Here is a 25,744-nt window from a genome sequence, read left to right as displayed (position 1 = left end):
TCCTCAGGCGCTGTCGCGGTAGCCGGGATGCACGTCCGGGTCGAGGCGGTGACCTTCGGAGAGTTTGGCGAGCAGCGCGACCAGTTGCTCCCTCTCCTCCTGCGTGAGCGGCGCGAGGACGGCTGCGTCGTGCTCCTGGGCGAGTCCGCGTAACTGCAGCAGCGCGTGCTGGCCCTGCTCGGTGAGCGTCAGTTCCTGGGTGCGCCGGTCGGTGCTGCTCCGGGTGCGCGTCACCAGGCCGCGCCGTTCCATCGAGTCGATGAGCACCACCACTCGGCTCGGAACCGCACCGAGCCGGTCCGCCAGGCCGCGTTGGCTGATGCCCGGCTCGCGCCCGAGGAGCCGCAGTACGCCCGCATCGCTCGGCGTGAGCCCGAGGGAACGGGTGAGCTCGGCGAACCGGGCGGCAGCGAAGTTCCCCAGTTGGGAGAGTCGGAAGGCGGTTCGCGAAGGGCCGGGCACGTCGGAAGTATATCGACGTTGACAGAATCATTCTGCAAGTGAATGATTCTAAATATGACTGAAAATCTCGTACGCCGGGCAGCGCCGTCGAGCGGCCGTCGTCTGGGCGGTCCGCATCCGGGGATCGTGGCCCTCGTCGCGCTGCTTCTCACGCTGCTGGGACTGGTCGTCGGTGCGGCGATGTCCAAGGGCCACGCGCTGGAGTCGCCGTTCACCTCATCGCAGCACCTCGCCCACAGGATCGGGCAGTACCGGTCCGCGACCCGGGTGATGGCGTGGATCCAGGTCGGTTCGGCCGTACCCCTCGGCATCCTGAGCGCGACGATCTACGTGCGTCAGCAGAAGCTCGGGGTCCGGGTGCCCGGGCCGGTCATCGGCGTCTTCGGAGGCTTCCTCGCCTCGACCATGCTGATGCTCTCCGGCCTGATCGGGTGGGTCTCGAGCCGACACGAACTCGCCACGGACCCCACCCTGCTGCACGCCCTCAGCTTCTTGTCCTTCATCACCGGCAGCGTGGGTTTCGTCCTCGGCATGGGACTGCTCGTCGCTGGTCTCGCCGTGCCCGGGCATCTGCTGCGACTGCTTCCCAGGTGGTTGACGTGGGTCGGCCTGGTGCTCGCCGCGTGCTGCGAGCTCAGCTTCGTGGCGATGGTGGCGCAGCCGTTGCAGTTCCTCTTCCCGATCGGCCGCTTCGGCGGACTGCTCTGGCTCGTGGCGGCAGGATTCCTGCTCCCCGCGTCGCGGCGGTCGCCCTGGAGCGAGGTGCCCGCATGAGTGCCGTCGTCGTCGGCGCCAACGGCCTGATCGGCAATGCCGTCACTCTGTCCCTGGCCCGGAGCCACGCCGTCTGGGTGCTGGGTCGTGACGCCGCAGCCTTGGAACGACTGGCCTCCTCGACATCGGCCCGCATCACCGCCGTGGCCCTGGACGCGACCGACGACGCGGCGTTGGAAGCCGCCATCGCGCAGGCGGCCGAGGCCGAGGGCGGCCTGCGGGTGGCGGTGAACAACGTGGGCCTGAGCCACCGACCGACTCCACTGACCGAGCTCGACCTCGAGCAGTTCGACCGCGTGATCGCCACGACGCTGCGTGCGGTGGCTGCGGCGATGAAGTTCGAACTGGGCCACATGAGTGCCGGGGCCGCGATCGTGAACGTCGCCTCCAGTGCCGGTCTGTCGGGGACGCCGGGGATGTCGGCGTACGCCGCGGCGAAGCACGGCGTCGTCGGACTCACCCGCACCGCTGCCATCGACTACGGCGAGCAGGGCATCCGCGTCAACGCGGTGGCACCCGGTCCCATCGAATCCGGGCCGATCATGGCGCTGGGCCCCGAGGTCCGCGAACGGGTCGGCGGGTACACCCCGTTGCGACGGATGGGTTCCGCCCAGGAGGTCGCGAACGCGGTGACCTGGCTGGCCTCCCCGCAGGCCGGGTACGTCATGGGCACCACGCTCTCGGTCGACGGGGGCAAGACGGCCTAGTCGCGCAGGCCACGGCGAAGTGTCGGGGCTACCCGTGTCGTGGTGGAATCGATCGCATGGCAGACGTCGTCGTCCTGGGCTCGCTCAACATCGACGTGGTCGTGCGGGCGCAGCGGCTGCCGACGCCGGGCCAGACGGTGACGGGCACGTCCGTCGAACGCCGACCGGGCGGGAAGGGCGCCAACCAGGCAGCCGCCGCCGCGCGGGCAGGCGTGGTCACCCGACTGATCGGCTGCGTGGGCGACGGCGACGAGGGGCCGGCCTATCGGGCGGCCCTCGCCGAGCGCAACGTCGACGTCGACGGGGTGCGCGTCCCGCCGGCCGTCGCCACCGGGCACGCTCTCGTCACGGTCGACGACGCCGGCGAGAACACCATCGTGGTGGTGCCGGGAGCCAACGAGCAGGTCGGCGACGCCGAGGTTCAGGCCCTGCGCCTGCAGCCTGCCGATGTGCTCCTGCTCCAGTTGGAGGTGCCGGTCACGGCGGTGCGCGATGCGGTGCGCCAGGCGCGGGCGGTCGGGTGCACCGTCCTGCTGAACCCCTCGCCGTGGCGGCGCCTCGAGGACGAGCTGCTGGATGCCTGCGACACGGTGATCGTCAACGCTGTCGAGGCCGAGGAGCTGCGCGAGGCGGGGTTCGACATGGCGCGCGCTGTCGTGACCGCAGGATCCGGCGACGTGCGCTGGGGTGACGTGGTGGTGCCGGCAGAGCGGGTGGAGGATCCGGTCGACACCACCGGCGCTGGTGATGCCTTCGCCGGAGCTCTTGCCGCCGCTCTTGCGGGGGGAGCCGACCGGCGTGCGGCGCTCGCCTCCGGCGTGCGGGCCGGGGCGGCGGCGGTGCTGCACGACGGCGCGCAGGACTGGCGTTTCTGATGCCGTGCCCATGGCGTCCGGGTGTCGACCGCGCGGCGACCGGTCTGTTTGGCATGGTGGTGTCGTGATCGAGTACCTGCTGATCTTCCCCGAACGCGAGGACGCCGAGGACGTGGCCGAGGAGCTGCGCGCCGAGGAGGCCTTCACCCAGGTGCGCGTCACTCGGGAAGCGCTCGCGGGAGAGGACGATTCGGAGTCCCACGAGTGGGCCGTCTACGTCGGACTCGACACGATCGACGACCCCGCCTCAGCCCCAGCACGTGCTCTGGTCGAACGCTTCACGGCGCTCGCCGAGGAGCATGACGGGTGGTTGGACGAGCGCGTCTGAGCGTCCGGCGGCAGTGCGTCAGCTGCAGTCGGAGGCCGGGCCCGCGTCCGGGGCGGTGTCACCGTCGTTGCCCGAGCGCTCCGCACGTGCGAGCAGCGCGGCCGTCTTCGCGGCGAAGACCGGGCTGTACGACGTGGCGTCGGTGCAGCCGCCTTCATCCGGGCCGCCGATGACCCCGGTGACCCGGGTGATCCCGTCGGCCCCGGTAGCCAGCCATGGACTGCCGCTCGAGCCGGACACGTAGCCGCCGCAGCGGAACGTCGGGTCGGTGACGGTCATGTCCAGGCCGACCGTGCACGACACGGCGTGATCGTCGCGGCCGGCATTGAACCCCTGGACGGTGATGCTGGTCGAGGGTGCGGGCGTGTCGCCCAGTGTGTTCGCGCCCGTCACGTCCTGCAGCCGGCGCGTGGTGCCCCCCACCACCGTGCGAGCCACCCGCAGGAAGGCGACGTCGTCGGCCTCGCTCGTATCCGATCGCCAGGCGCTGTCCACGAAGACTGCCGTGACCGGCCAGACGCCGTACGGCGCGTCGCCGGCGTCGTAACCGGGCACGACCTTCATCCCCTTGCCGTTCCCCGACACGCAGTGGGCCGCGGTGATCAGGAGGTCGCCGGTGGTGCTGGACACGACGCTGGCCGTGCAGGTGTGGTCCTGGCTGACGTCGCCGCCGGCGAAGAGCGCCGCGACGGTCGGCAAGGCCCGCACGCTGATGGAGTGCGGCTGATCGGACTGGTCCGATGGGGCGAAGAGCTCACCGGGCGGGAGACCGAGAGCGACCGCCGCGATGGCGGCGGCGATCGCGAGTTGCGTCGACGGCACCCGAACAAGCTAGTGCCCGCGCCTGGGAGGCACGGGCACCGTTGCTGTGAAGGAGCTCTCAGACGTGCTTCGCGTCCGAAACGGCTGACGCGAGGTTGCCGAGCGACGCCTCCAGGTCCTTCTCGGGGACCAAGGGGAAGGTGATCTTGGACAGCAGGTCCTTGTCGGTCACCTTGCTCCAGTCGTAGGTGAGGGTGACGTTCGTCGAATCCGGGCCCTGCGGCTCGAGCTCGTACATCCACTCCCACCCGGGCGGTTCGGTGCCGGCCGGAGCGGTCTTCCAGGCGATCAGCTTGTCGGGCACATAGCCGGTCACGTGGTTGTCGGTCTGGTACTCCCCACCCATGTGATCACCCTCCATGTCGACGGTGAAGACGTCGCCGACCTTGGTGATGCGCTGGGGGTTGTCGACGCCGCGCACGAAACCGGAGCCGTCCAGCTCCTTGTGGCGGTGTGGATCGGTGAGCACCTCGAAGATCACCTGCGCGGGCTCGTCGATCTGTCGTTGGACCACGATTCTCTTGTCATCACTCATGACTCCACCCTTGCTCGCGGACGTGCCGAACGCAACGCATGTCCATGGCGGACCGTCATGCGCGCGCGGCGAGCACTGCTGTGGCGTGGCGGTCGAGGGCGTGCAATCGCGCGAGCGCCCTGTCCACCGTCACACTGTCCGCCGACCGCAGCGCCGACATCAATCGGGTCACTTCGGCGGGGTCGACGCCTGCTGCACGTGCGCGCCGCAGGTTGGCCGGTGAGGTGAGGCCCATCGCCAGCACCTTGTCGGCCTGCACTCGGAGCGTCGGTCCGGACGGCGCGGCAGCCGCCGTGCGCAGTGCCGAGTACGCCACGCCGGTGAGTGCCGGGCCGAACAGCGTCGCGTAGCCGACGTTCCCGGCCTTGTTCGGGTGGTAGGAGTCGACGATCGGATTGGACAGGCCGTTGATCCACTCGGTGCTGTCGCACACCGCGTGGCCGGTGAACGCCGCGCGCGGGTCGACGAAGGTGAACCCGGCGGCTCGCGCCTTCGTGCTGATCAGGCTGTCGAGGTCGTCGGTCGCGGAGTTGATGCCCTGCTCGTCCGAGGGGCTGAAGAAGGTCGCGAGGTTGCAGTCCTCGCCCTGGAAGATGTGCGGGTAGCCGCCGATGGCCACTTTGGCGGTCGTGGCGCGGCCGGCGATGGAGGAGAAGAGGGCGGCGTAGCGGCCGGGCATCGAGTTGGTCAGGATCGCGCGCCCGGCGTTGATGGAGCCCGCGCAGTCGCTGGCCCAGGCCGGTTTCGCGCATTCGGTGATGGTGTTGGCGAAGCCCACATCGTTTCCGCCGATCGTCATGGAGACGTACGACGTGGCGCTGCTGAGCGCTCCCAGCTGCTTACTGGTGACGTCGGCGGTGGTGGCGCCGCTGCAGGCCTGATAGCTGAGGGTGAGACCGCGCTGCTTGGCGATCAGCGGTGCGTACCCGTAGGGCGAGCGGTAGCACGTGCTGTCGGTGGAGCCGCCGCTCCCGACGCCTGCGGAATACGAATCGCCCAGTGCGACGTAGGTCTTCGTGACCGCATGAGCGGGGGTGGCGCCGAGCGCGGCGATGGTCAGGGTGGTGGCCAGTGCGCCCGCGAGGGTCGACAGGCGGGCAGGGGTTCTCATGTGACTCACCCTGTCGGCGCGCCACCTGGCCGACAACAAAGAGTTGCTATGGATCAGGTCAAGAGACCCCCCGCCATGCCATGACCGTCTCTCGTCTGTTCATACACGATGACAACAAGCGTCTCAGTGCATCACGTACGCCGGGTCGGACACCCCCAGCGTCCGCAGGAAACCGTCCGGGATCAGCACGTCGTCCGGGGTGAGGTCGTGCACGTCGGCCTTGCCGATGCCACGCAGCGCGGAGTCGATACCGCCGCGCAGGACGTCCAGCACGTTCTCGACACCCGGCTGCCCGCCGGCCGCGAGCCCCCACAGGTACGCGCGCCCGATCAGCGCCGCCTTCGCGCCGAGCGCCACCGCCTTCACCACGTCGCTGCCGCGGCGCACCCCGCCGTCCAGGACGACGTCGATCTGATCGCCGACGGCCTCGACGACCGCGGGCAGGCACCGGATCGTCGCCGGCGTGCTGTCGAGGTTGTTGCCACCGTGGTTGGACACCGAGATCGCGCTCACCCCGGCGTCCACGGCGCGCCGCGCGTCGTCGACCCGGCACACGCCCTTCAGCACGAACGTGCCACCCCACTCCTCCGCCATCCAGGCGATGTCGTCCCAGGTGGGCGGCGGCGTCTGCATCCACTCGCCATACGCCTCGAAGAAGCCGGGTGCCCTGCTGCCCTCGGGTCCGAGGTTGGGGGCGGTCAACTCCGGGGGGCGTCCGGTCTTGGCGAAGTCGAGGAACCAGCGCGGTCGGCGAATGGCTTCCGGCGACCGGGTGATCATGGTGCGCAGGTCCATCCGCGCCGGGATGATCGGGCTGCCCCAGTCGCGGCCGTTGGAGAAGGACCAGTCGGTCGTGGCGATCACACCGACCACGCCGGCCGCCCGCGCCCGCTCCATCCGGGTCGCCATCGCGTCCCGGCCACCCATCCAGTACATCTGGAAGAACGTCTGCGGGTTGGCGGCGACGACCTCCTCGACGGGCTTGCTCGCGAACGAGCTGAGCCCCATCGCCACTCCACGCGCGGCGGCCGCGCGCGCGACGGCGACCTCGCCCTCGGGGTGCACGGCCTGCACGCCGGTCGGCGAGATCATCACCGGCATCGACATGTCCTGGTCCAGCGCGCGGGTGGCCAGGGAACGCTCGGCCGGCTGTCCGGCGACGTGCGGCGCGAAGCCCAGCTCGCCGAAGGCGGCCATGTTGTCGGCGTACGTGACCCCCTTCTCGCTGCCCGCGAGCAGCGCCTTGTAGACCGACGGGGGGAGCCGCTTCTTCGCGCGTTCCTGCGCGACAGCGACCGTCTCGAACCAGCGGTGCTCAGCCATGGCGCGTTCCTTCTCTCGTGGGGGTGAGGGGTGCGTCGCCCACGGGCGACGGTGGGGCGGTCCGGGTGGCGCACAGGGAGGTGAACGACGGAAGCAGGCACCGCGGCGAGCGCGCGGCGAGCGCACCGCGCCAGAGCCCGAACCCGTACGCCAGGTCGTCGGCGCGGCGGGCCAGCAGGTAGCGCACCGGGTCCAGCTCGCTCTCGCGGTGCCCGCGGGCACCGCAGGTGAGTGCGGCGAGCACGAGCATCCGACGGGCGCGCCGCGACCGGGTCGCGAGCAGCAGGGCCACCGGCCAGTGGTGGCGGGTCAGTGCGGCGCCGGTCTGCATGGCGGCCGCGGTCAGGGACATCGCGGTGAGCGTCGCTCCGAGCCGGACCGGATGGTGGCGGTGCTGGGTGCGCACCCGCTGGGCGGTCAGGAGCAGCTGCACCCCGGCCAGAGCCGCGGCCGCGGTGACGGTGCGGCGACGCTGGGTCGCGGCGAACGCGACCACCGCCGCGCTCAGCGGATGCAGTCGCATCGGGGCGACCAGGGCCCCGTGCCGCTGCGCGAGCAGGGCCGCTCCGGTGCCGTAGAACGACTTGCGGGCGACCCACGCGCCCGTGGTCGTGCGGTGGTCGTGGTGCACGCGGGCCTCGGGTGCGTAGCGCGCCCGCCAGCCCGAGGCGACCATCCGCCACACGAGGTCGACGTCCTCGGCCACGTGCAGGTCGGGGTCGAACCCCGATCCGAGTGCGGCCACGCGCAGCATCAGGGTGGCCGACGGCAGGTAGGACAACCTGGTCAGCGGGGCGACGGGACCGGCGACGGGCCCGAGGTCCAGGGAGGAGGACGCCGCCTCGTATCGTGCGATCCATCCGGTGCCGCAGACCTGCGCGCCCATGATGCGCGGGCCGGCGACGCCGACCAGCGGATCGTCGAAGTGGCGGCGCAGGCGCGCGAGTGCGTGCTCCTCGGGGATCACGTCGGAGTCGATCACCGCGACGAAATCGGTGGTGCAGCAGGAGATCCCGGTATTGCGTGCGGCAGCCGGCCCGTGGGACACCTGATGACGCACGACCCGCGCCCGCGCTCGTTCGCACGCCGCCCGGACGGCCTCGGGATCGCGGGAGCCGTCGTCGACGACGACCACGTCGCCGACCGGCGGCAGAGCCTCCAGCAGGGCCTGGAGCGCCGAGGTGCGATCGCGCACCGGCACGACCACCGTGACGTCGTGCAACGCCCGCGCCGGGTCGGTCTCGGCCGGACGCGCCGGCCACAGCGGGTCGGCCATGCCGCGGTCGAAGAGCGCGCGGGACAGCACGGCGCCGGTGCGGTCGGAGACGGTGAAGTCGCCGTCCTGCAGTATTCGCACCGCGACCGGCGCCAGTCGCAGGATGCGTCCGCTGCGGGTGCCGAAGAGGGTCTGGCCGTCGTCGCAGCGCACGACGTCGTCGCTGAGCCGCACCCGCACGCCCGGCGGCACCAGGGAGTCGACGGTGCTCATGCGCCGAACCCGCCCGTCGCGTCGAAGATCGATCCGTGCGTGACCGGACCGGCGAGGCACGCGGTCTCGATGACCTGCGCGATGTCGTCGGGGGCGAGGGGTACGCGAGCGGTCATCTCGCGCGCGAGCTCGGAGGTGTCCGTCAGTCCGTAGATCGCGGCCGTCGCCGTGAGCATCGGCGTCGCGGTCGACCCGGGGGACACGGCGCTGACGGCGACGCCTCGGCCCTGCAGGTCGGCGGCCAGCCCGCGCACGAGCCCGACGACCGCGTGTTTCACGGTGCAGTAGGCCGCCAGGTGCCACAGACCCCGATCGCCGGCCGCGGACGCGATCGCGACGAACGAGGCGTCACCTCCGCCGTCCGCGGTCGCGAGCAGCGCCGGCACGCAGGCGGCTGCGGTGTTCCAGACGCCGACGACGTCGGTGCGCCACATCGCCTCCAGGACGGCGGGATCGGTGCTCCAGAGGTCGTCCCCGCCATCGATGAGCGCCGCCGCGGCCACCACGGTGCGCAGTCCGTCGGCGGCTGCCAGCGCGTCGGCGATACCCGCCGCGAAAGCACGGGCGTCGCGTACGTCGGCCCGCACGGTCGTGACGCTGTCGCCGAGCTCGGCCTGCAGCATGGCCAGGTCTGCCGGTACGGCGCCCGCGAACCGCCCCTGCTCCGCGCCGAGGCACGCGTCGACCGCGATCACGTGCAGCCCGCGCTGCGCCAGTCGGCGGCAGGTCGCGGCACCGATGCCGCGGGCGGCGCCGGTGACCAGGGCGGCCGGACCCGTCACCGCGAGCCTGCCGGTACGCCGGGCGGCTGCGGCGATGCCACGGTCTCCCGGGCAGGGGCCGTCAGGAGTCCGGCGTCATCGACGCATCCGTGGCGGATGCGGTCGGCGACGTCGTGGGCGATCAGACCGCACAGGCGCGCGCCGTCCTGGGCGTCCGCCGTGCGCGGATCTCCGAGCACGCCGGTCGGCGACACCGCGCGTACGCCACCCTCCCGCAGGGCGGGGAGCAGCTGCTCGATCGCGCCGCCCGTGCCGCGGACCGCGCGATCCATGTGCACGGACGCGGGGCGCAGGTGCAGCATCATGCTCGTCTCCACATGGCCCGCATGCGCATCGCCGCCCGGCACTCCGGCCGCCACCCAGGACACGTCCCTGGACTCCGCGCGCAGCAGCCGCACCGCGTCGCGTACGGCCGCCCCGTTGCCTCCGTGCGCGTTGACGAAGACCAGGCGCGTCGTCCAGGTGCCGACGCTGCGGCCGATCTCGATCAGTACCGCGGTGAGCACGTCGCGCCCGATCGACACCGTGCCCGCGAAGTCCTGGTGCTCTCCCGAGGCGCCGTAGGCGACGACCGGGGCCACCGCGACGTACTCGCCACCGGCCGTCAGCAGTTCGGCCGCCGACGTCGCTGCGGCGACGGCGATCACGCTGTCGGTGTCGAGCGGCAGATGCGGCCCGTGCTGCTCCAGGGATCCGACCGGCACGATCAACGTGGGGCCGCCCTCGGCCTGCGGGGAGGTCCACCGCGCGAACGAGGACGCGGGCGGGCCGGGCGGCGTGCGACGCGCACTGGGCCCGCCCGACCCGCCCGGCCCCGTGATCATCCGCGCAGACCGGCGAGCGGATTCTCGTCGCAGGCCCGCTCCGGGCGGCGGGTCTGCAGCGTCAGTGGCACCGGCTGGTTGCGCACCGGACCTCGGTGGGAGTGGTCCTGTGAGGGCTGCGGGCGCACCGAGGCCGGGACGGCTCCGTTGCCCTTCACGCACTCCGGATCAGGCCCGTCCAGGGGCAGGCCGGTGAAGAACTTCGCGGCCATGCACCCCCCGCGGCAGGAGTCGTACGCGCTGCAGTGCGTGCACGCCCCGCCCGATTGCGGGGATCGCAGCTCGGTGAACAGCTCCGACTCCCGCCAGACCGGCGCGAACCCCGCGCCACGCACGTTGCCCGCGCGGAACCGGTCGTGGATCGCGAACGGGCAGGCGTAGACGTCTCCGATCGGATCGATCAGGCACACCACCCGTCCGGCGCCGCACAGGTTGAGCCCGGGCAGGGCTTCGCCGTATGCCGACAGGTGGAAGAACGAGTCGCCCGTCAACACCCCCTCGCCGTGCGCGACCAGCCAGTCGTAGAGCAGCCGCTGCTGTTCCGGCAGCGGGTGCAGATCGCCCCACGTGTCCGCGCCGCGGCCGGCGGGACGCAACCGGGTCAGGCGCAGCTGCGCGTTGTACCGGTCGGCGATGGCCTTGAACTCATCCAGCTGCGGAATGTTCTCCCGCGTGCAGACCACCGAGATCTTGGTGTCCTTCATGCCGGCGTCGGCCAGGTATCCGAGGGCCCGCAACGCGCGGTCGTAGGTGCCGGCTCCGCGTACGGCGTCGTTCACCTCCGCCGTCGCACCGTCCAGGGAGATCTGCACGTCGAGGTAGTCGGTGGACGCCAGGCGCTCCGCGCGCTCTTTGGTGATCCGGAAACCGTTGGTGGAGAACTTGACTCCCACGTAGTTGTCGACCGCGTAGTCGACCAGCTCCCAGAAGTCCGGACGCACGGTCGGCTCGCCGCCGCCGATGTTCACGTAGAAGATCTGCATGCGCTTGAACTCGTCGATCAGCGCCATGCACTCCTGCGTGCTGAGCTCCCGCGGGTCGCGCCGACCTGAGGAGGACAGGCAGTGCACGCACGCCAGGTTGCACGCGTACGTCAGCTCCCAGGTGAGACAGATCGGGGCATCCAGGCCCTGCTCGAAGCGCTCGACCAGGCGTGGTTCGACCATCGTCATGCCGCCACCTCCGCCGGCCGCAGCATGCGGTGCTCCGCGAGCCGGGTGAGCGCCTCTAGGTAGCGCGGCCACTGCTCCTGCGGCACGTCGCCGGCCACCAGGGCGGCCTCGACGTCGCCGCCGGCCCCGAGGGCGCGCACGACCCGCACCAGGCCAGGTGACTTCAGGAAGGTCAGACGGCGGCTGTCGAAGTCGTAGGCGAGAGCGCCGAACGGCTCGGGGCGCAGGGCCACCGAGCCGCTCAGCTCCCAACGTTCGTGCAGCATCAGTAGACGCCGCACATTCCGTCGATGGACACGTCCTCGACGAGGCTCTCCTCCACGGGAGCCTCGTCCGCCCGGTCCTCGACCTGCGTGTCGGCGACCTGCTCCTGCTGGTCAAGGTCAGCTGGCATCACGAACTCCCTCCGGCTCGCGCACCCTTCTGGGCCCGCTCGTGACCGCAACGCTATGCCCGCGTCCCCGCACGGGGCACTGCTCGCTGGTCGAGGGCAACCTGCCCGAACAGATAGGTTTGACAGGTGATTTCACCGAACATTCAGGCAGGGCAGCGGCCTCCGAACCGCCCGTCATCGACCGGTCCTGTTCGAAGGGACAGGGCGCCGGTGACCGTTGGGTGAGCATGCCCCAGTGCTCGGATCAGTCTTTGCTCCGGAGCCTGTCGCGGCGGCGCTGTCGGCTCCTACTGTCTGGCGAATAACGCTTCGACAAGGAGGTCGTGATGCAGGTCGATGAGCTGCTCAAGCCGTTTCCGATCAAAGAGTTCCACCCGTTCCCCCGAGGTCTTCTGGGCCCCGGATCCCACGAGCTGATCGGACCGGAGGCACTGAAGCTCGGCTTCCGCAAGACCTTGGTGATGACCACCGGTCTACGGGGCACCGACACGGTGCACAAGATCGTGGAGTCGATGAAGTACCACGGTCTGGAGGTGGTGGTCTACGACAAGGTCGAGTCCAACCCCAAGGACTACAACACGATGGACGCCGTCGCGATGTACCAGGAGAACGACTGCGACTCGTTCGTCTCGATCGGTGGCGGGTCGGCCCACGACGCGTGCAAGGGCGCCCGGATCTCCGTGGCGCACGACGGGCGCAACGTCAACGAGTTCGAGGGCTTCAACAAGTCCGAGAACCCCAAGAACCCGCCGCACATCGCCGTGTCCACCACGGCCGGCACCGGATCGGAGACGTCGTGGGCCTATGTCATCACCGACACCACGACCGACCCCGACCAGCCGCACAAGTACGTCGCGTTCGACGACGCCGCCATCACGACGCTCGCCATCGACGACCCGGTGCTCTACTACACCTGTCCGACGGACTACACCGCGCAGTGCGGCTTCGACGTGCTCGCGCACGCCAGCGAGCCGTACGTCTCGCGGCTGGACTTCCCGCCGTCGCTCGGGAGTGCGCTCTACGCCATCAAGCTGACCGGCGAGAACCTGCGCCAGGCGGTCTGGAACGGCGACGATCTCGCCGGGCGACAGGGGATGATGTACGCGCAGTACATCGCCGCCCAGGCCTTCAACTCCGGCGGGCTCGGCATCATCCACTCCATCTCGCACGCGATCAGTGCCTTCTACGACACCCACCACGGGCTCAACAACGCCATCGCGTTGCCGCGCGTCTGGGCGTTCAACATGCCGGCGAACTACAAGCGGTTCGCTGAGATGGCCGTGGCGCTCGGTGTCGACACGCACGGGATGACCGACGTCCAGGCGGCCGATGCCGCACTGGCCGCGTCGATCCGGCTGCTGCGCGACGTGGGCATCCCGGAGAAGTTCACCGACGTGACCCAGGACAGCTACTCCAAGAACCGCCTGGGTCAGGGCCCCACCAAGTTCTACGAGAAGACCACGGAGATCTCCGGCGACAAGGACGACGTCGCTCGCATCACCAATCACGTGCTCGGTGACGCCTGCACCCCCGGCAACGCACGGGAGTGCACGTTCGAGTCGGTCTCCCCGGTCGTCGACCACTGCATGAACGGCGACCTGGACGACCTGCTCGGCTGAGACAAGGACACTCGGCGTGGCACATCCTTAGGTCAGGGGTGTGCCACGCCGGGCTCACATTCCCCAGTGCATCCGCCGGAGAGGACGACGTGGACGACACGAACACCGAGGTACCCGCCTTCGCAGACGTCGAGGACACCAAGGCCAAGCTGCGCGAGGTCGGTTATCTCACCGACGACCGGCTCGCCACCACCGTCTTCCTGCAGACCCGGCTGGAGAAACCGCTGCTGATCGAGGGCCCCGCGGGTGTCGGCAAGACGCAGCTGGCGCAGAGCCTGGCGCTCGCCACGGGCCGGCGGTTGCTGCGGCTGCAGTGCTACGAGGGGCAGGACGAGTCCAAGGCGCTCTACGAGTGGGACTACGGCAAGCAGCTGCTCTACACCCAGATCCTGCGGGAGAAGATCGGGCAGATCGTCGCGGACACCAGCACCATCGGAGAGGCCGTCGATCGCATCTCCGAGCAGGACAGCGTCTTCTTCTCCGAACGGTTCCTGGCGCAGCGGCCGCTGCTGGAGGCGCTCACCTCGCCGGAGCCGGTGGTGCTGTTGATCGACGAGGTCGACCGTGCGGACGAGGCGCTCGAGGCCGTCCTCCTGGAGACCCTCGCGGAGTTCCAGATCTCCATCCCGGAGGTCGGCACGATCACCGCCGCGCAGCAGCCGTACGTCGTCCTCACCAGCAACAACTCCCGTGACCTGTCCGCTGCGTTGAAGCGACGCTGTCTGCACCTCTTCCTGGACTACCCGCAGGCCGAGCGCGAACTGGACATCATCGCGTCCAAGGACACCGGACTGGAGCCCGCGCTGGCCGAGAGCCTGGTGCACGTGGTGCGCGGGCTGCGCGAGCTCGACCTGCGCAAGGCGCCCAGCGTGAGCGAGACCATCGACTGGGCCCGCACCCTCGCGGTCCTCGGCGCGCAGGAGCTGTCCGCGTCGCTGCTCTCCGAGACATTGTCGGTGGTGGTGAAGTACGAGCGTGACCTGGAGACGGCGCGCCGGACGCTGCCCCGGTTGATCGACCCGAACGCCGAGGTCCCGGACACGCTGCCCGGTCACGGGCACAGTCACGACCATGGGCACGACCACTCGCACGACCACCCGGACGACGGGCACAGCCACCCGGCGTCCGAGGCTGCACCTGCCAAGGACCCCGAAGGGGTGGCACGGCGGGCCGCGAAGGACCGACCCGGGCGCCACGACGACGGCTACTACGGGTCGACCGGTCCGGCCAAGGCGGGAGCGGCCGGGGTGCGCACCCCGATGCCCGTCCGGCCCAGCACCGTCTCGGCCTCGCGCAAGCGTCCCCTGTAGGCGGCCATGGAAGCCGCACTGCACCGGTTCGTGCGTCTGCTGCGGCTGCACGGGGTCCGCGTCAGCGTCAGTGAGGTCCTCGACGCGATGCGGGCAGCCGCGACACCGGGTCTGCTCACCGACAGGGAGGCCCTGCGGGCCGCCCTGTCGGTGACGCTGATCAAGGACCGGCGCGACCTGCCCACCTTCGAGACGGTCTTCGACGCCTTCTTCTTCCTGCTGCCCGTCCTCGCCAAGGACGAGGAGCACTCCCACGCCCACGACGACCTGTCCGACGAGGGCGACCTGCAGCAGTTCACGCTGTCCCAGGAACCGGGCGACACCCCGTCGCAGGGGCACAGCCACGGTGAGCCCGACGACATCCGCGACTACTTCCGCCCCGAGGACCTGGTGCAGCAGTTCAACCTGCACCAGGAGGCGAACAAGCTCGACATGTCCTCCAGCACCGACGAGGTGGTGCTGTCCAAGGACAAGGTCGACGCGCTGGTGGAGGCCGCCCGCGTACGCCTGTCGGTGCGCCGGCTGCACAACCCCGGTCTGCCCGGCACGATCGCCAAGTCTCCCGGCGTCGAGGTGGACGCCGACCTGTCCGTCGCCCAGGAGATGGCGTTGCTCGGCTGGCTGGCCGACTCCGACCTGCCGGACGGGGCGGACGACGAGGAGGACCTCGACCTGGAGGCGATGCGTCAGAAGCTGGCCCCGCTGCTCGACGGGCTGTCCGAGAGCCTGCGCCGTCACCTGCAGAAGATGCTCGACCTGCAGATCGACATGGAGCAGCGCGAGCACGAGGTCCCGCAGGCCGAGCAGATCGACCAGTGGGAACGCTTCACGATGGAGCAGTCCCTGCGCCGCATCGTCCGCGGGCTGCACGGCGCGCCGCGCCCGCGGCGCCGGATCTCGTCGACGGGCACGGTCGACGGCGGTCGCACGATGCGCGCCAACATGCGGTACGACGCGATCCCCTTCCGCCCGGTGACCGTGCGCAAGACACCGGACCGGCCCCGGCTCGTGGTGCTCGCCGACGTGTCCCTGTCTGTCCGGTCGACCGCGCAGTTCACGCTGCACCTCGTGCAGGGCCTGGCGTCCCTGGTGTCCTCGGTGCGCAGTTTCGTCTTCGTGGACCAAGTGGCCGAGGTCACCGACATGTTCGACGAGCTGCGTCCGGAGGAGGCACTCACCCGCATCATGGCCGGCCCCGTGGGGGGCGGGCCGATCGACGTCGACGCCGACACCGACTGCGGCAGCGCCTTCTCCACCTTCCTGGAGGAGTACGGCTCGGCCGTGCACTCCCGAACGACGTTCGTGGTGCTGAGCGACGGCAGGGGCAACGGCCACAACCCGGGTCTGCGCGCGTTCGAGGAGCTGACCCGGCGCGCCCGCCACACCATCTGGCTGACGCCGGAGCCGCGCTACTCCTGGGGGCTCGGACGCTGCGACGTGCCGCTCTACGCCGAGTACTGCGACGCCGTGCACGTGGTGCGCGGACTGGACTCCCTCGAATCGTTCTCGCTGGAGCTGGCTCAGGAAGTGCGATGACGGTCGGGACGGTGGGCGGGGCCGATGCGCTCGACCCGTTCCGCCCGCTGCAGAACGGCCGCTATGCCGACGGCACCGTCGACATCGCGCCGGAGGGCCTGCGTCCGGCGCCGGGTGCGCGGCACATCGTGCGCACCCCGCACTTCGACCTGTCGGGGCGTGGGCCCGAGTTGATCGTGCGACACGCCCTGAACGCGGACACGGTCGATGAGGACCTCACCGGTCTGTTGTGGAGCGAGCTGTTCGAGCCCGGCTGGGTGCGCGGTGCCGACTCGTTCGAGCGCATCGTGACGGGGGTGGTGCGCACCGTCGCCGCCGACCCGCTCGATGCTTGGACAGCGTTCTACCGCAACACGATCCGACGCCTGGACGAATGCCTCGACGACACGGTGGCCACACGTGGTGACGGGTGCGCGCAGGGCATCGAGGGCTATGCCCCTGTCTACGCGCGTGCCCGGACCCTGTGCAAGGGCAGCGGCAGTGTCATCGAGCTCGGGTGCTGCTTCGGTTTCCTGTCCCTGCTGCTGGCGCGGGACGGCGTCGCGGCCGTCGCGTCCGACGTCTCCCCGGGCACTGTCGGACTGCTGTCCGCGGTCGCGGGCCGGCTCGGCCTGGGCATCCGCACCCTCGTCGCCGACGCCACCCACGTGCCGGCCGCCAGCGGGTGCGCTGACACGGTGCTGATGCTGCATCTGCTGGAGCATCTGGACCCCGAGCAGGGGGAGCGCGCCATCACCGAGGCCATCCGACTGGCCCGCGAGCGTGCGGTGATCGCCGTACCCCTGGAGTCCGATGCCAATGAGACGTTCGGGCACGTGCGCACCATCGACCTGGCCGACCTGGACCGATGGGGCCGTTGGACCGGTCGCCCGTACGAGGTCGCGGAGGATCACGGCGGCTGGCTGACCATCGACTGCACCGGCTGAGCTGCGGTATGCGCGGGCGGGGCACGCCCTGCGCCCGGGAGAGTTGGCCGACGAGTCGGTCAGCGTCGCGAGGTCGGGCTGGTGGTGCCGAAGATGTAGGACTGCTCGGTGTAGACGGCCGGTAGTCCCAGGTGGCCGAGCTGGTGTAGCTGTAGAGCGTCACGCCGGCGGAGTCGGCGGTCACGTTCCTCAGGTCGGCAAGAGGGAGTCCGCATGTCAACCGTCCGGTTGTACGACACCATCGGAGCCACGTACACCGCCACCCGGCGCACGGATCCGCGCATCGCCGCGCGCATCTGGGCCGCGCTCGGCGATGCGCGGACCGTGCTCAACGTGGGGGCGGGGACGGGTTGCTACGAGCCCCCGGACCGCGATGTCCTTGCCATCGAGCCCTCGGCGCTCATGCGCTCGCAGCGTCCCCCGCATTCGGCTCCGTGCGTTGCCGGCTCCGCGGAGCACCTGCCGTTCGGTGACGAGACCTTCGACGCCGCGATGGCTGTCTTCACCCTCCACCACTGGCAGGACCCGATCGCCGGCCTGCGCGAGATGCGCCGTGTGGCACGTCGCGTGGTGGTGCTCCTGTTCGACACGAGCGACCCGAGCCTGTTCTGGCTGAACCGTGACTACCTGCCCGAGTTCGCCGCGCTGAGAGCCGTGCGGGTCCTGGCATCCGTGAGCGATCTGGCGGACGCGATCGGGGCCCGGTTGGATCCGGTGGCCATCCCCTGGGACTGCGAGGACGGCTTCCACGAGGCGTACTGGCGCCGGCCCGAGGCCTACCTCGACGAGCGGGTCCGTCGCAACGTGTCGGTGTGGCACGGCGTGGGACCGGACGTCGAACAGCGCGCGGTCCACAGTCTGCGGCGGGATCTGGCCTCAGGCCGATGGGTCGAGCGCAACAGCGAGATCCTCGACCTCGATGCCGCGGAGCTCGGGGCTCGCCTTCTCATCGCCTGAGCGCGCGGGCGCCTACCGACCGTCCGGGTCGGCGATCGAGGTGAGATTGCCCTTCGCGAACCGGAAGACCGCGGCGCACCGGGGGCACCGCACCACCAGACCGGCCGCGGCGTCCCGATGACCCGGGACCACCTTCAGCTGCTCCCCGTCGTCCGGGCACACGAGGTAGTTCACCCGCCGGACTCTAGGCCCACGGCTGAGCCGATCGACTCAATCCTGGGTGAGGACGATCTTCGCGCGGACGTCTCCGGACTCGCCGGCGCGGTGTGCTTCGGCGACCTCCTGCAGCGGGAATGTGTGCACGGGCGGCACGCGGAACGTGCCCTCGTCGATGAGCCGCAGTGCCAGCGCGATCGCGTAGTCGGCGCGACCGGAGTCGCCGCGGCTGAACCGCACGCCGTGTTCGTGTGCACCCGCGAAATCCGCGATCGTCACCACGTGCTCCGAGCCCCCGGCCAGGTCGATCAGCTCCGGCAGGACTCCGCTTCCGGCGACGTCCAGGGCCAGGTCGACCCCGTTCGGGGCGAGCGCGCGCACCCGGCCCGTCATTCCCTCGCCGTACGCGACGGGTTCGGCGCCGAGGTCGCGCAGGTAGCCATGAGACGCAGCGCTGCCGGTGCCGATCACGCGGGCCCCGCGGTGGACGGCGAACTGCACGGCGGCACTGCCGATGCTCCCGGACGCGCCGTTGATCAAGACCGTGCTGCCGCGCGTCACGCCCAATTGATCCAGGGCGCGGGCAGCGGTCTCCACCGTCGACGGCAGCGTGGCGGCATCGACGAAGCTCATCGACGGCGGGATCGCAGCCCATGTCGACAGCACCGCGAACTGGGCCTGCGCCGCGCCGCCACCGCCCATCCCGACGACCTCGTCGCCGAGCTGAACGTCGGTGACACCGCCACCGATCTCGTCGACGACCCCAGCGGCTTCGTACCCGAGGGTCTGTGGGAGTTCCTGATCCATCCGGCCGGATCGTTTCTTCCAGTCGCTCGCGTTGACGCCCGCCGCACGCACTGCGATTCGCACCTCACCGGCGCCCGCGTGGGGCTCGGGCAGGTCGACGATCTCGAGGACCTCGGGGCCGCCGAACCGGCGGAACTGTGCGGCTCTCATGACGCTCGCGATCGCCCGGTGTCCATGTCCGCTACAGAACGCCGCGCTTGCTCGCCTCGTAGACGGCCTCGGTGCGCCGGGACACCCCGAGCTTGCGCAGGATGTTGCCGACGTGGAACTTCGCGGTGGTCTCGGCGACGTAGAGACGGCTGCCGATCTGCCGGTTGGACAGTCCGCGTGCGAGCAGCGCCAGCACCTCGCGTTCGCGCTCGGTGAGCTGATCCGAGGACGGTGTGGGCGCGTTGAGCCCGCGCACCATGGCCGCGGCGCTGTGCGCGTCGAACGCGCTCTTGCCCGCGCCGACGTCGCGGATCGCCCGCAGCAGCGCGGAGGTGTCGACGTCCTTGACCACGTAACCGCGCGCGCCGACCCGGACTGCCTGCAGGACGAGCGCGTCGTCGATGAAGGTGGTCAGCACGAGCACGCCGATCCGGGGGTAGGCCGCTGTGAGCTGCTCGCACAGTACGAGCCCCTCGGCCTCGTGGGTCGTCGACAGCTTGAGGTCGAGCAGGACGATGTCCGGGTGCAGGTGGCCGATCACGGCACGCGCCTCGTCGGGGGTGGCCGCCTCGCCGACGACCTCGAGGTCCGGCTCGCGCGACAGCACCGCCCGCAGGCCGTGCCGCACGATGGCGTGGTCGTCGACCAGGACGACGCGCAACGGCGCGCCCGCCGGGGTCGACCTCGCGTCGTCGTCCGACGCCCGCGTGTCCTGCTCCCGGCCTGCGGTGCTGCTCATGACCGCGACCGTACGCGGTGCGAGAGCGCTCGTACGGTCCCGGTGACGAGCATCGTCGGCGTGGCTTGGTCGGTGACGGGCGGCGGATCCAGCAGGTGCCCGATGAGGCCCGGGTCGAGTGCGTCGGGCAACGGGAGCGGCAGCCGCATCTGCACCTCGACGCCACCCATCCGTGACCGGCGGAAGCGCAGGTCGCCACCGGTGGACGTGATGCGGGCGTGCAGGTTGGCCAGGCCGCGGTGGCGCCCGTCGCCGGTGGCCGCCATCGTCACCCGGAGCACTCGCCGCAGCTGCGCGGGGTCGCCGTGGCCGTCGTCGGCGACGGACACGATCACCAGGTCGGGGCGGTAGTTCACCCGCACCACGGCGCGGGTGGCGCCCGAATGGACCTTGACGTTGAACAGGGCCTCACCGACCGCACGGGTCAGCTCGTGCCGGACGCTCTCGGGAAGGGCGATCTCCGTGCCGTGCACCCGCAGCCGCACGCTGACCTTGCCGTCGTGCTGGCGCACCAGCTCCGAGAGCAGCTCCGGCAGGCTGCGCACCGTGTCGTCGCGGTGCTGGCTCAGCGCGTAGATCGCCTGCCGCAGCTGGTCGACGACGTCACGCGACAGATCCCGCGCCACGCGCAGCTGCTGCCGGATGGGAGCGGTGCTCGCGCCGTGCTGCTCCTGCCACTGCGCGGCGTCCCGCTCGGCCAGGTCGACGGTCATTCCCACGGTCAGCACCTGCTGGGCGACCGTGTCGTGAAGTTCGCGGGCGATCCGGTGCCGTTCCTCGTCGACGATCAACCACTGGTCCGCGACCACCAGACGGTCCTGGGCGCGCCGCAGGGCGGCTGTGCGCTCGGCGAGGTCACGTGCCTGTGCCGCCGTCTCGTCGTGCAGCCGTTGAGCGCGCCGGTGGAGGGCGGTGCCGGCCTGGAACTGCTCGGAGGTGTGCAGCGAGACCGCCGCCTGGTTGGCGAGGATGCGCAGCACCGACAGGTCGCCCGGCTCGGGATCGCTCGGGAGGCCGTGCAGCAGCGCGATGCCACCGACCGTGGCTCCCTCCAGGTTCATCGGCACCCGCACCCATCCGCGGGTATCGATGACGGGTGCCTGGTGCCCGGCCCGCAACGAGCCCAGCTCGCGTCGTACGCCGGCCGGAAGCTCCTCGTCCTCCACTACCCGGCGCTCGCTGTCGACCACCACGAAGCGGGGCCGCGCCCCGGGCAGCTGACCGTCCGCGAGGCTCAGCAGCGTCCACTGGGCGCTGAGGTGGGCGCTCGCCGTCCGCGCGACCTCCTCGAGCAGTCCGCGGGGGCCTTCGACGGTCCGCACCAGGGCACGTGAGATGGAGTCCATCGCCCGCACGGCGCGGGCGAGTCGCTCGTCGGACTCGCGGTATTCGCGGTAGTAGGACCGCTTGCCCGAACGCAGGCCGGTGAGCGACGCCAGATCCGGACGGCGGGTGTCCACGTCCTCGGCCCGGTGGGGATCGGCGGTCACAGGGCCGCCCGGAACAACGCCCTGATGTCGCCGACGGAGGCACTGCGCGGGTTGGTGGTGAGGCAGGCGTCCTCCAGGGTCGTGCCGGCGAGCCGTTCGCAATCCTGCTCGGTCACCCCGAGCGCCGACAGGCCCTTCGGTACGCCGACCTGGTCGGCGAGCGTCCGCGCCAGATCGGCGAGCTGGTTGGCGGCCTGCTCGCCGGACCATCCGTGCGTGTCGAGGCCGACCGCCTGCGCGAGCCCGATGAAGCGCTCCGGTGCCGACTGGGCGTTGTAGCGGATCACGTGGGGCAGCAGCACGCCGTTGATCACGCCGTGCGGAGCGTCGAGCAGGCCGCCGACCTGGTGGCTCATCGCGTGGGTCGCGCCGAGGATCGCGTTGCTGAAGGCGAGCCCGGCGTTGAGGCTGGCCTCCGCCATCGCCGAGCGCGCCTCCCCGTCGAGGGGATGGTCCATCGTCGTCCGCAGGTGGCCGACCACCTGGCGGACGGCGCACAGGGCGTGCATGTCCGCGAGCGGGTTGTGCGCGAGGGAGACGAAGGCCTCGACCCCGTGGGTGAGGGCGTCCAGCCCGGTCGCGGCGTTGAGCCAGTCCGGCATGGTGTGCAGCAGGCGGGGATCGGTGATGGAGATGTCCGGGACCAGCGCGCGGCCCATGATCGTCACCTTCACCGAGCGCCGGGTGTCGGTGACGATGCAGAACTGGGAGACGTCCGCGCCGGTGCCCGATGTCGCGGGGATCATCAGCGTGGGCGGTATCGGCAACAGCACCTGGTCGACGCCGCGGTAGTCCAGGATGTCGCCGCCGTTTCCGGCGAGCACCGCGACTCCTTTGGCGGCGTCGATGCACGAGCCGCCGCCGAGGCCGATGATGACGTCGCCCTCGCGCTCGACGTACGCAGCATGCGCCGCGGCGATCTCGTGGTCCTTGGGGTTGGGGCTGACCTTCTCGTAGACCTGGGGGTCCAGGCCGCTGGCGCGCAGCACCGTCTCCAGCTCGGCCAGCCAGCCGGCCTCGACGATCCCGTCGTCGGTCACCACGAACGGACGCTTGGCGCCCAGCCGGCCGGCGGCGAAACCGGCCTCACCGAGCGAACCCGCCCCGAAGACGACTTCGGGGGCGTGGAACTTCAACAGCGTCATGTGGCACCTCGTCCGACCGCGGACGCGGCCTTGGTGACCACGGTAACCGGCGAATGTGAGTCAGGACACAGAGTCGTTGACTGTGCATCCACCGGTTGTCAGCGGATACCCGGCGCCGGCCCCGGAAACCCGCTGACAACCGACCGGGGGCGGCTCAGTCAGCGCGATGCCCGGTCGGCGTGCGCCTGATCCAACGCGCGCAGGCCCGCGAGTCCTCGCGCCACGGTGGCGGTGTCGCCGGAGCGCAGATCCTGCACGTACTGCTTGAGCAGGGAGGTGGAGACGCCCGCGGCCTGTGCCTGGCGCAGGTTCTGCGGTTGGTCCAGCTGCATGGACAGCACGGCATCGGCCGCGGCTCGCGGATCCGACGGCGCCGCGGTGACCGTGACCCGGGGCGCGGACGCGGTGGAGGTCGGGTCGAGCACGGGACCCACGAGACCGGCGTACGCCTGCTGCCCGGCGCGGTTCGGATGGAAGGAGTCACCGATCGGCAGGCTCAGCCCGTTGATCCACGGCGCGGACGCGCAGGGAGCGTGGCCGGCGAAGCGGGACCGAGGATCGACGAAACCGAACCCGTACGACGCGGCGGTCGTGCGTAGCAGGGCGTCCAGTTCGTCGGTGCCCGCGTCGAGACCGGAGCGGTCCTGGGAGCTGAAGAAGGTGAGCGCGTTGCAGTCCTGATCGCCCAGCACGTGCGGGTATCCGACGACGGTCACCTTCGCGTGCGGGGCGCGGCCGCGGACCTGGGCGAAGAGGGCCCGCAGGCGCCCCGGCAGAAGGGTGCGCAGCGTGCTGCGGCCCGCGCTGATCGCTCCCCTGCAGTCGCTCAGCCACGACGGGCTCGCGCAGGTGAAGAGCACGAACGCGAAGCCGACGTCGTTGCCGCCGATGGTGATCGACACCCGCGACGTGCCGGCACCGAGGGTGGACAGCTGCTCCTCGCCCATTGACGCGGTGGTCGCGCCGCTGCACGCCTGATAGCTGAGCTGCAGGTCGTAGCGCTCAGCCAGGAGGGGTGCCCAACCGTGCGCAGAGCGGTAGCAGACCCCGGTCGAGCCGCCGGAGCCCACGCCCGCGGCGTACGAATCACCCAAGGCGACATAGGAGTTGGTGCCGGTAGCGGTGCCGGTGCCGGGCGGGACCGTGGGCGTGGCGGTGCGCGTGGACGTCGTCGGTGCGGACGGCGTCGTCGACGTGCCGGCGGAGGACGACGGCGCGGACGATCCGCCCGAGCAGGCGGCGAGCAGTGCGCCGACGACAGCCACCGCGGCGATCCGGGTGCGGGCGCCCGGTCGCGGGTGCGATCTCAGTGGCAGGCCTTCCCGGGTGTGGGCGCGACATCGAGCGCCGGGTTCCGGTCGAAGAAACCCGCCGGCTTCAGCCAGAACGAGACGGTGTCGGCCGGCATCACCGGCCACTCCTCCATCCGGGGCACATGGTGGATGCCGAAGGTGTACCAGAGCACCACGTCGGTGTCCTCGATCGACCGGTCTGCACTCGTCCATGCGGGCAATCCTTCGTCGACCGTGCTCTGGTTGACGAATTCGCCGCAGGGCCAACGCTCCTCGGCGTCGTACGGCGTCACCCACACGGCGTGCTCGAGGACGCGTGCCCGCGCCAGCACGGGGGAGTCGGGGTCGAACATCGGCGGCACTGCGGCACCCGGCACGAGCTTGTACGCGACCGGCCCGTCCACCTTGTTGGTGCGGCCCGGGTTGGTGACCTTCCAGGACCGCTGGGTGGACCACTCGTAGTCCTGGCGGCCCTCGGACTCGGTGCGCAGTGGCACATTCGCCTGGGTGAGTGCGAGGCCGTAGGGATTGCCGGAATCCGTCGGCAGCCGTCGCGTTTCGGACATCACGACGGTGTTGCCCGCGGTGTCCGGGTCGCCGTCCGCGTCGATCGCCAGATCGAGGCGGGCCACGATGAAGTGCTGATGGATCGGCGCGTAGGTCTGGTGGTCCACGACGGTGCCGTACGGCGGCGGGGTGTCACCGTCGTACGGCGTGGTCACCATGATCCCGGTGGCGCGCACCTCGCACTCGATGTTGCCGTCCTCGTAGAAGCGCCAGTAGACGAGGTACTCGTAGTTGGCGACGGTGACGTGGAACGACACGACCAGCCGGCGCATCCGGCGCACCTGCGCGCCGGCCCGCTCGTCGACGTGCTTCCACAGCACCGCGGCGTCCTCCTCGTGCAGGCAGATCGCGTGCGGGATCTCGCGCGGCTCGCCGGCGGTGTCGTGCAGCGTGGCGTCGACGTAGACGATCTCGCCCAGGCAGTCGCAGCCGAGCTCCAGCGACCGGGTCATGAAGCCCAGACCCCACTCGCCGATGTCGTACGCCGTGCGGCGCACGTGGTTGGGCGTGGGGTCGCGGTAGGGCACCACCATCTCGGCGAACGACAGCCGGTCGGCGATGGAGCGCACCCGTGGCCGCCCGCCCTCGTCGACGCCGTCCTCGTAGCCGACCCGGTGCAGCACCAGGCCCTCGCGGTAGTTGAAGCCGAGTCGCAGTCGCCAACGCTGCCAACGTAGTTCGTTGCCCCGCAACTGGAAGCTCACCCCGTCGGGCTGGGTGATCTCCAGCAGCGTGCGGTCGGTGCGGGCGGCGTATCCGGCGATGTGCTCCGGCGCGTACTCACCGTCGACGGGCGCGAACCCGTTCGGCAGCGACGCGGGTGCACCGGTGTCCTCGATCTCCAGCAACTCCATCGTGTTCATGTCCACGATGAGCTTCAGGCCGCTGACCGGGTGCGCGTACGGATTGGACGTGGGCGCGTCTCGCACCCACACGTCGCACCAGCCGACCCGGCGGCCGCGATACTGCTCGGGCACCAGGAAGCCGCCGTAGGTCCACAGGTCGATCAGCACCAGCGACATGTCGGTCACGCCACGACTCGCGAGCGCCGTTGCCACGGCGGGGTGTTCGCGCATCGCGTGGTCGCAGTCGTGCCACTCGTCGGTGGTGGCGTTGGGCTGGTGACCGGGCACGGCCTCCCACGAGAGCACCCGGTCCTCGGTGATCGAGACGACGCCCTTGTACGCCGCCCCGTCGGCCCGATCCCAGAGGACGACGCGCGCCTCGCGCGCGATGTCCTGTCCCGGTTCGAATCCGCGGACGAGGCCCTTCGACGGCTCGCGCAGCTCGATCGACGCAACACGCCACCCCGGCCCGAATCCCTTGTCACGGCGAAGGATCGCCGTAGTGGCACGGAACTCCTCTGCCGACAAGGGGTCGAGCGGATGGGCCGTGCTCGTGGTGGCGGCGTCGGTCACGGTGCTCCTGGCGGATGGTGGGAGGTGCGCTGCG

Annotated in this window: 27 protein-coding genes; 9 read left to right on the top strand and 18 right to left on the bottom strand. The window is 70.8% G+C overall.

What is annotated here, in order from left to right:
• Positions 1-3 precede the first annotated feature (3 nt).
• Positions 4-462: a MarR family transcriptional regulator gene (locus HNR15_RS15135; protein ID WP_179483146.1), complete on the bottom strand. Its 459-nt coding sequence runs from the start codon at positions 460-462 to the stop codon at positions 4-6.
• 54 nt (positions 463-516) lie between these two features.
• Here HNR15_RS15135 and HNR15_RS15130 point away from each other — a divergent pair, with 54 nt between their 5' ends.
• The 4 genes from HNR15_RS15130 (at position 517) to HNR15_RS15115 (ending at position 3,146) form a co-directional block, all read left to right on the top strand.
• Entirely contained in the window at positions 517-1,236 is a 720-nt protein-coding gene (locus HNR15_RS15130; RefSeq protein ID WP_179483145.1) for a hypothetical protein, read from the top strand.
• Positions 1,233-1,943, top strand: a complete 711-nt coding sequence (locus tag HNR15_RS15125; RefSeq protein ID WP_179483144.1) for an SDR family NAD(P)-dependent oxidoreductase — start codon at positions 1,233-1,235, stop codon at positions 1,941-1,943. Before HNR15_RS15130 ends, HNR15_RS15125 begins: the two co-directional genes overlap by 4 nt.
• 56 nt (positions 1,944-1,999) lie before the next feature.
• Positions 2,000-2,818, top strand: coding sequence for a PfkB family carbohydrate kinase (locus HNR15_RS15120; RefSeq protein ID WP_179483143.1), 819 nt, complete (start codon positions 2,000-2,002; stop codon positions 2,816-2,818).
• A gap of 64 nt (positions 2,819-2,882) precedes the next feature.
• Positions 2,883-3,146, top strand: coding sequence for a ribonuclease E inhibitor RraB (locus tag HNR15_RS15115; protein ID WP_179483142.1), 264 nt, complete (start codon positions 2,883-2,885; stop codon positions 3,144-3,146).
• A gap of 18 nt (positions 3,147-3,164) precedes the next feature.
• Here the strand turns inward: HNR15_RS15115 and HNR15_RS15110 are convergent, their stop codons facing one another.
• From HNR15_RS15110 to mftA, 10 genes are all read right to left on the bottom strand, one after another.
• Complete coding sequence (locus tag HNR15_RS15110; protein WP_179483141.1) at positions 3,165-3,968, bottom strand: trypsin-like serine protease; 804 nt, start codon at positions 3,966-3,968, stop codon at positions 3,165-3,167.
• 58 nt (positions 3,969-4,026) lie between these two features.
• Positions 4,027-4,503, bottom strand: a complete 477-nt coding sequence (locus HNR15_RS15105) for an SRPBCC family protein (protein ID WP_179483140.1) — start codon at positions 4,501-4,503, stop codon at positions 4,027-4,029.
• Between the two features lie 55 nt (positions 4,504-4,558).
• Entirely contained in the window at positions 4,559-5,614 is a 1,056-nt protein-coding gene (locus tag HNR15_RS15100) for an SGNH/GDSL hydrolase family protein (RefSeq protein ID WP_179483139.1), read from the bottom strand.
• 123 nt (positions 5,615-5,737) lie between these two features.
• Positions 5,738-6,937 carry a pre-mycofactocin synthase MftD gene (gene mftD / locus HNR15_RS15095; protein ID WP_179483138.1) on the bottom strand — a complete coding sequence of 400 codons (1,200 nt, stop codon included), beginning with the start codon at positions 6,935-6,937 and terminating at the stop codon, positions 5,738-5,740.
• Complete coding sequence (gene mftF / locus HNR15_RS15090) at positions 6,930-8,426, bottom strand: mycofactocin biosynthesis glycosyltransferase MftF (protein ID WP_179483137.1); 1,497 nt, start codon at positions 8,424-8,426, stop codon at positions 6,930-6,932. Before mftF ends, mftD begins: the two co-directional genes overlap by 8 nt.
• Positions 8,423-9,208 carry a mycofactocin-coupled SDR family oxidoreductase gene (locus HNR15_RS15085; RefSeq protein ID WP_179483136.1) on the bottom strand — a complete coding sequence of 262 codons (786 nt, stop codon included), beginning with the start codon at positions 9,206-9,208 and terminating at the stop codon, positions 8,423-8,425. The genes mftF and HNR15_RS15085 overlap by 4 nt, the downstream gene beginning before the upstream one ends.
• On the bottom strand, positions 9,205-10,032 hold the full coding sequence (gene mftE / locus HNR15_RS15080; protein WP_179483135.1) for a mycofactocin biosynthesis peptidyl-dipeptidase MftE: 828 nt from the start codon (positions 10,030-10,032) through the stop codon (positions 9,205-9,207). The genes HNR15_RS15085 and mftE overlap by 4 nt, the downstream gene beginning before the upstream one ends.
• Positions 10,029-11,204: a mycofactocin radical SAM maturase gene (gene mftC / locus HNR15_RS15075; RefSeq protein WP_179483134.1), complete on the bottom strand. Its 1,176-nt coding sequence runs from the start codon at positions 11,202-11,204 to the stop codon at positions 10,029-10,031. The genes mftE and mftC overlap by 4 nt, the downstream gene beginning before the upstream one ends.
• Positions 11,201-11,470, bottom strand: coding sequence for a mycofactocin biosynthesis chaperone MftB (gene mftB / locus HNR15_RS15070; RefSeq protein ID WP_179483133.1), 270 nt, complete (start codon positions 11,468-11,470; stop codon positions 11,201-11,203). The genes mftC and mftB overlap by 4 nt, the downstream gene beginning before the upstream one ends.
• Entirely contained in the window at positions 11,470-11,598 is a 129-nt protein-coding gene (mftA, locus tag HNR15_RS15065) for a mycofactocin precursor MftA (protein ID WP_179483132.1), read from the bottom strand. The genes mftB and mftA overlap by 1 nt, the downstream gene beginning before the upstream one ends.
• Before the next feature lie 326 nt (positions 11,599-11,924).
• Between mftA and mdo the strand changes: the two genes are divergently transcribed.
• From mdo to HNR15_RS15040, 5 genes are all read left to right on the top strand, one after another.
• Entirely contained in the window at positions 11,925-13,217 is a 1,293-nt protein-coding gene (mdo, locus tag HNR15_RS15060; protein WP_179483131.1) for an NDMA-dependent methanol dehydrogenase, read from the top strand.
• Positions 13,218-13,306: 89 nt separating this feature from the next.
• Positions 13,307-14,527 carry an AAA family ATPase gene (locus HNR15_RS15055; protein ID WP_179483130.1) on the top strand — a complete coding sequence of 407 codons (1,221 nt, stop codon included), beginning with the start codon at positions 13,307-13,309 and terminating at the stop codon, positions 14,525-14,527.
• Positions 14,528-14,533: 6 nt separating this feature from the next.
• Complete coding sequence (locus HNR15_RS15050; RefSeq protein ID WP_179483129.1) at positions 14,534-16,063, top strand: VWA domain-containing protein; 1,530 nt, start codon at positions 14,534-14,536, stop codon at positions 16,061-16,063.
• Positions 16,060-16,989, top strand: coding sequence for a mycofactocin oligosaccharide methyltransferase MftM (gene mftM / locus HNR15_RS15045; RefSeq protein ID WP_179483128.1), 930 nt, complete (start codon positions 16,060-16,062; stop codon positions 16,987-16,989). Before HNR15_RS15050 ends, mftM begins: the two co-directional genes overlap by 4 nt.
• Before the next feature lie 213 nt (positions 16,990-17,202).
• Positions 17,203-17,946 carry a class I SAM-dependent methyltransferase gene (locus HNR15_RS15040; protein WP_179483127.1) on the top strand — a complete coding sequence of 248 codons (744 nt, stop codon included), beginning with the start codon at positions 17,203-17,205 and terminating at the stop codon, positions 17,944-17,946.
• 12 nt (positions 17,947-17,958) lie between these two features.
• On the opposite strand, the gene HNR15_RS15035 is transcribed toward HNR15_RS15040, so the two are convergent.
• The 7 genes from HNR15_RS15035 to HNR15_RS15005 form a co-directional block, all read right to left on the bottom strand.
• On the bottom strand, positions 17,959-18,120 hold the full coding sequence (locus tag HNR15_RS15035) for a hypothetical protein (RefSeq protein ID WP_179483126.1): 162 nt from the start codon (positions 18,118-18,120) through the stop codon (positions 17,959-17,961).
• 36 nt (positions 18,121-18,156) lie between these two features.
• Positions 18,157-19,059 (bottom strand): NADP-dependent oxidoreductase, encoded by a 903-nt coding sequence (locus tag HNR15_RS15030; protein ID WP_179483125.1) that lies wholly within the window; start codon positions 19,057-19,059, stop codon positions 18,157-18,159.
• A 31-nt stretch (positions 19,060-19,090) separates the two neighbouring features.
• Complete coding sequence (locus HNR15_RS15025; protein ID WP_179483124.1) at positions 19,091-19,798, bottom strand: MadR family response regulator transcription factor; 708 nt, start codon at positions 19,796-19,798, stop codon at positions 19,091-19,093.
• Positions 19,795-21,288: a MadS family sensor histidine kinase gene (locus tag HNR15_RS15020; RefSeq protein ID WP_343048557.1), complete on the bottom strand. Its 1,494-nt coding sequence runs from the start codon at positions 21,286-21,288 to the stop codon at positions 19,795-19,797. The genes HNR15_RS15025 and HNR15_RS15020 overlap by 4 nt, the downstream gene beginning before the upstream one ends.
• Positions 21,285-22,433, bottom strand: coding sequence for an iron-containing alcohol dehydrogenase (locus HNR15_RS15015; RefSeq protein ID WP_179483123.1), 1,149 nt, complete (start codon positions 22,431-22,433; stop codon positions 21,285-21,287). The genes HNR15_RS15020 and HNR15_RS15015 overlap by 4 nt, the downstream gene beginning before the upstream one ends.
• 158 nt (positions 22,434-22,591) lie before the next feature.
• Positions 22,592-23,698: a GDSL-type esterase/lipase family protein gene (locus tag HNR15_RS15010; protein WP_179483122.1), complete on the bottom strand. Its 1,107-nt coding sequence runs from the start codon at positions 23,696-23,698 to the stop codon at positions 22,592-22,594.
• 41 nt (positions 23,699-23,739) lie between these two features.
• Positions 23,740-25,710: a primary-amine oxidase gene (locus HNR15_RS15005; RefSeq protein WP_343048556.1), complete on the bottom strand. Its 1,971-nt coding sequence runs from the start codon at positions 25,708-25,710 to the stop codon at positions 23,740-23,742.
• Positions 25,711-25,744 lie beyond the last annotated feature (34 nt).

Source organism: Allobranchiibius huperziae (genome assembly GCF_013410455.1).
Classification (GTDB): Bacteria; Actinomycetota; Actinomycetes; order Actinomycetales; family Dermatophilaceae; genus Allobranchiibius; species Allobranchiibius huperziae.
Note: the sequence above shows the minus strand (reverse complement) of the source record. Positions and strands in the feature narration are given on the sequence as shown.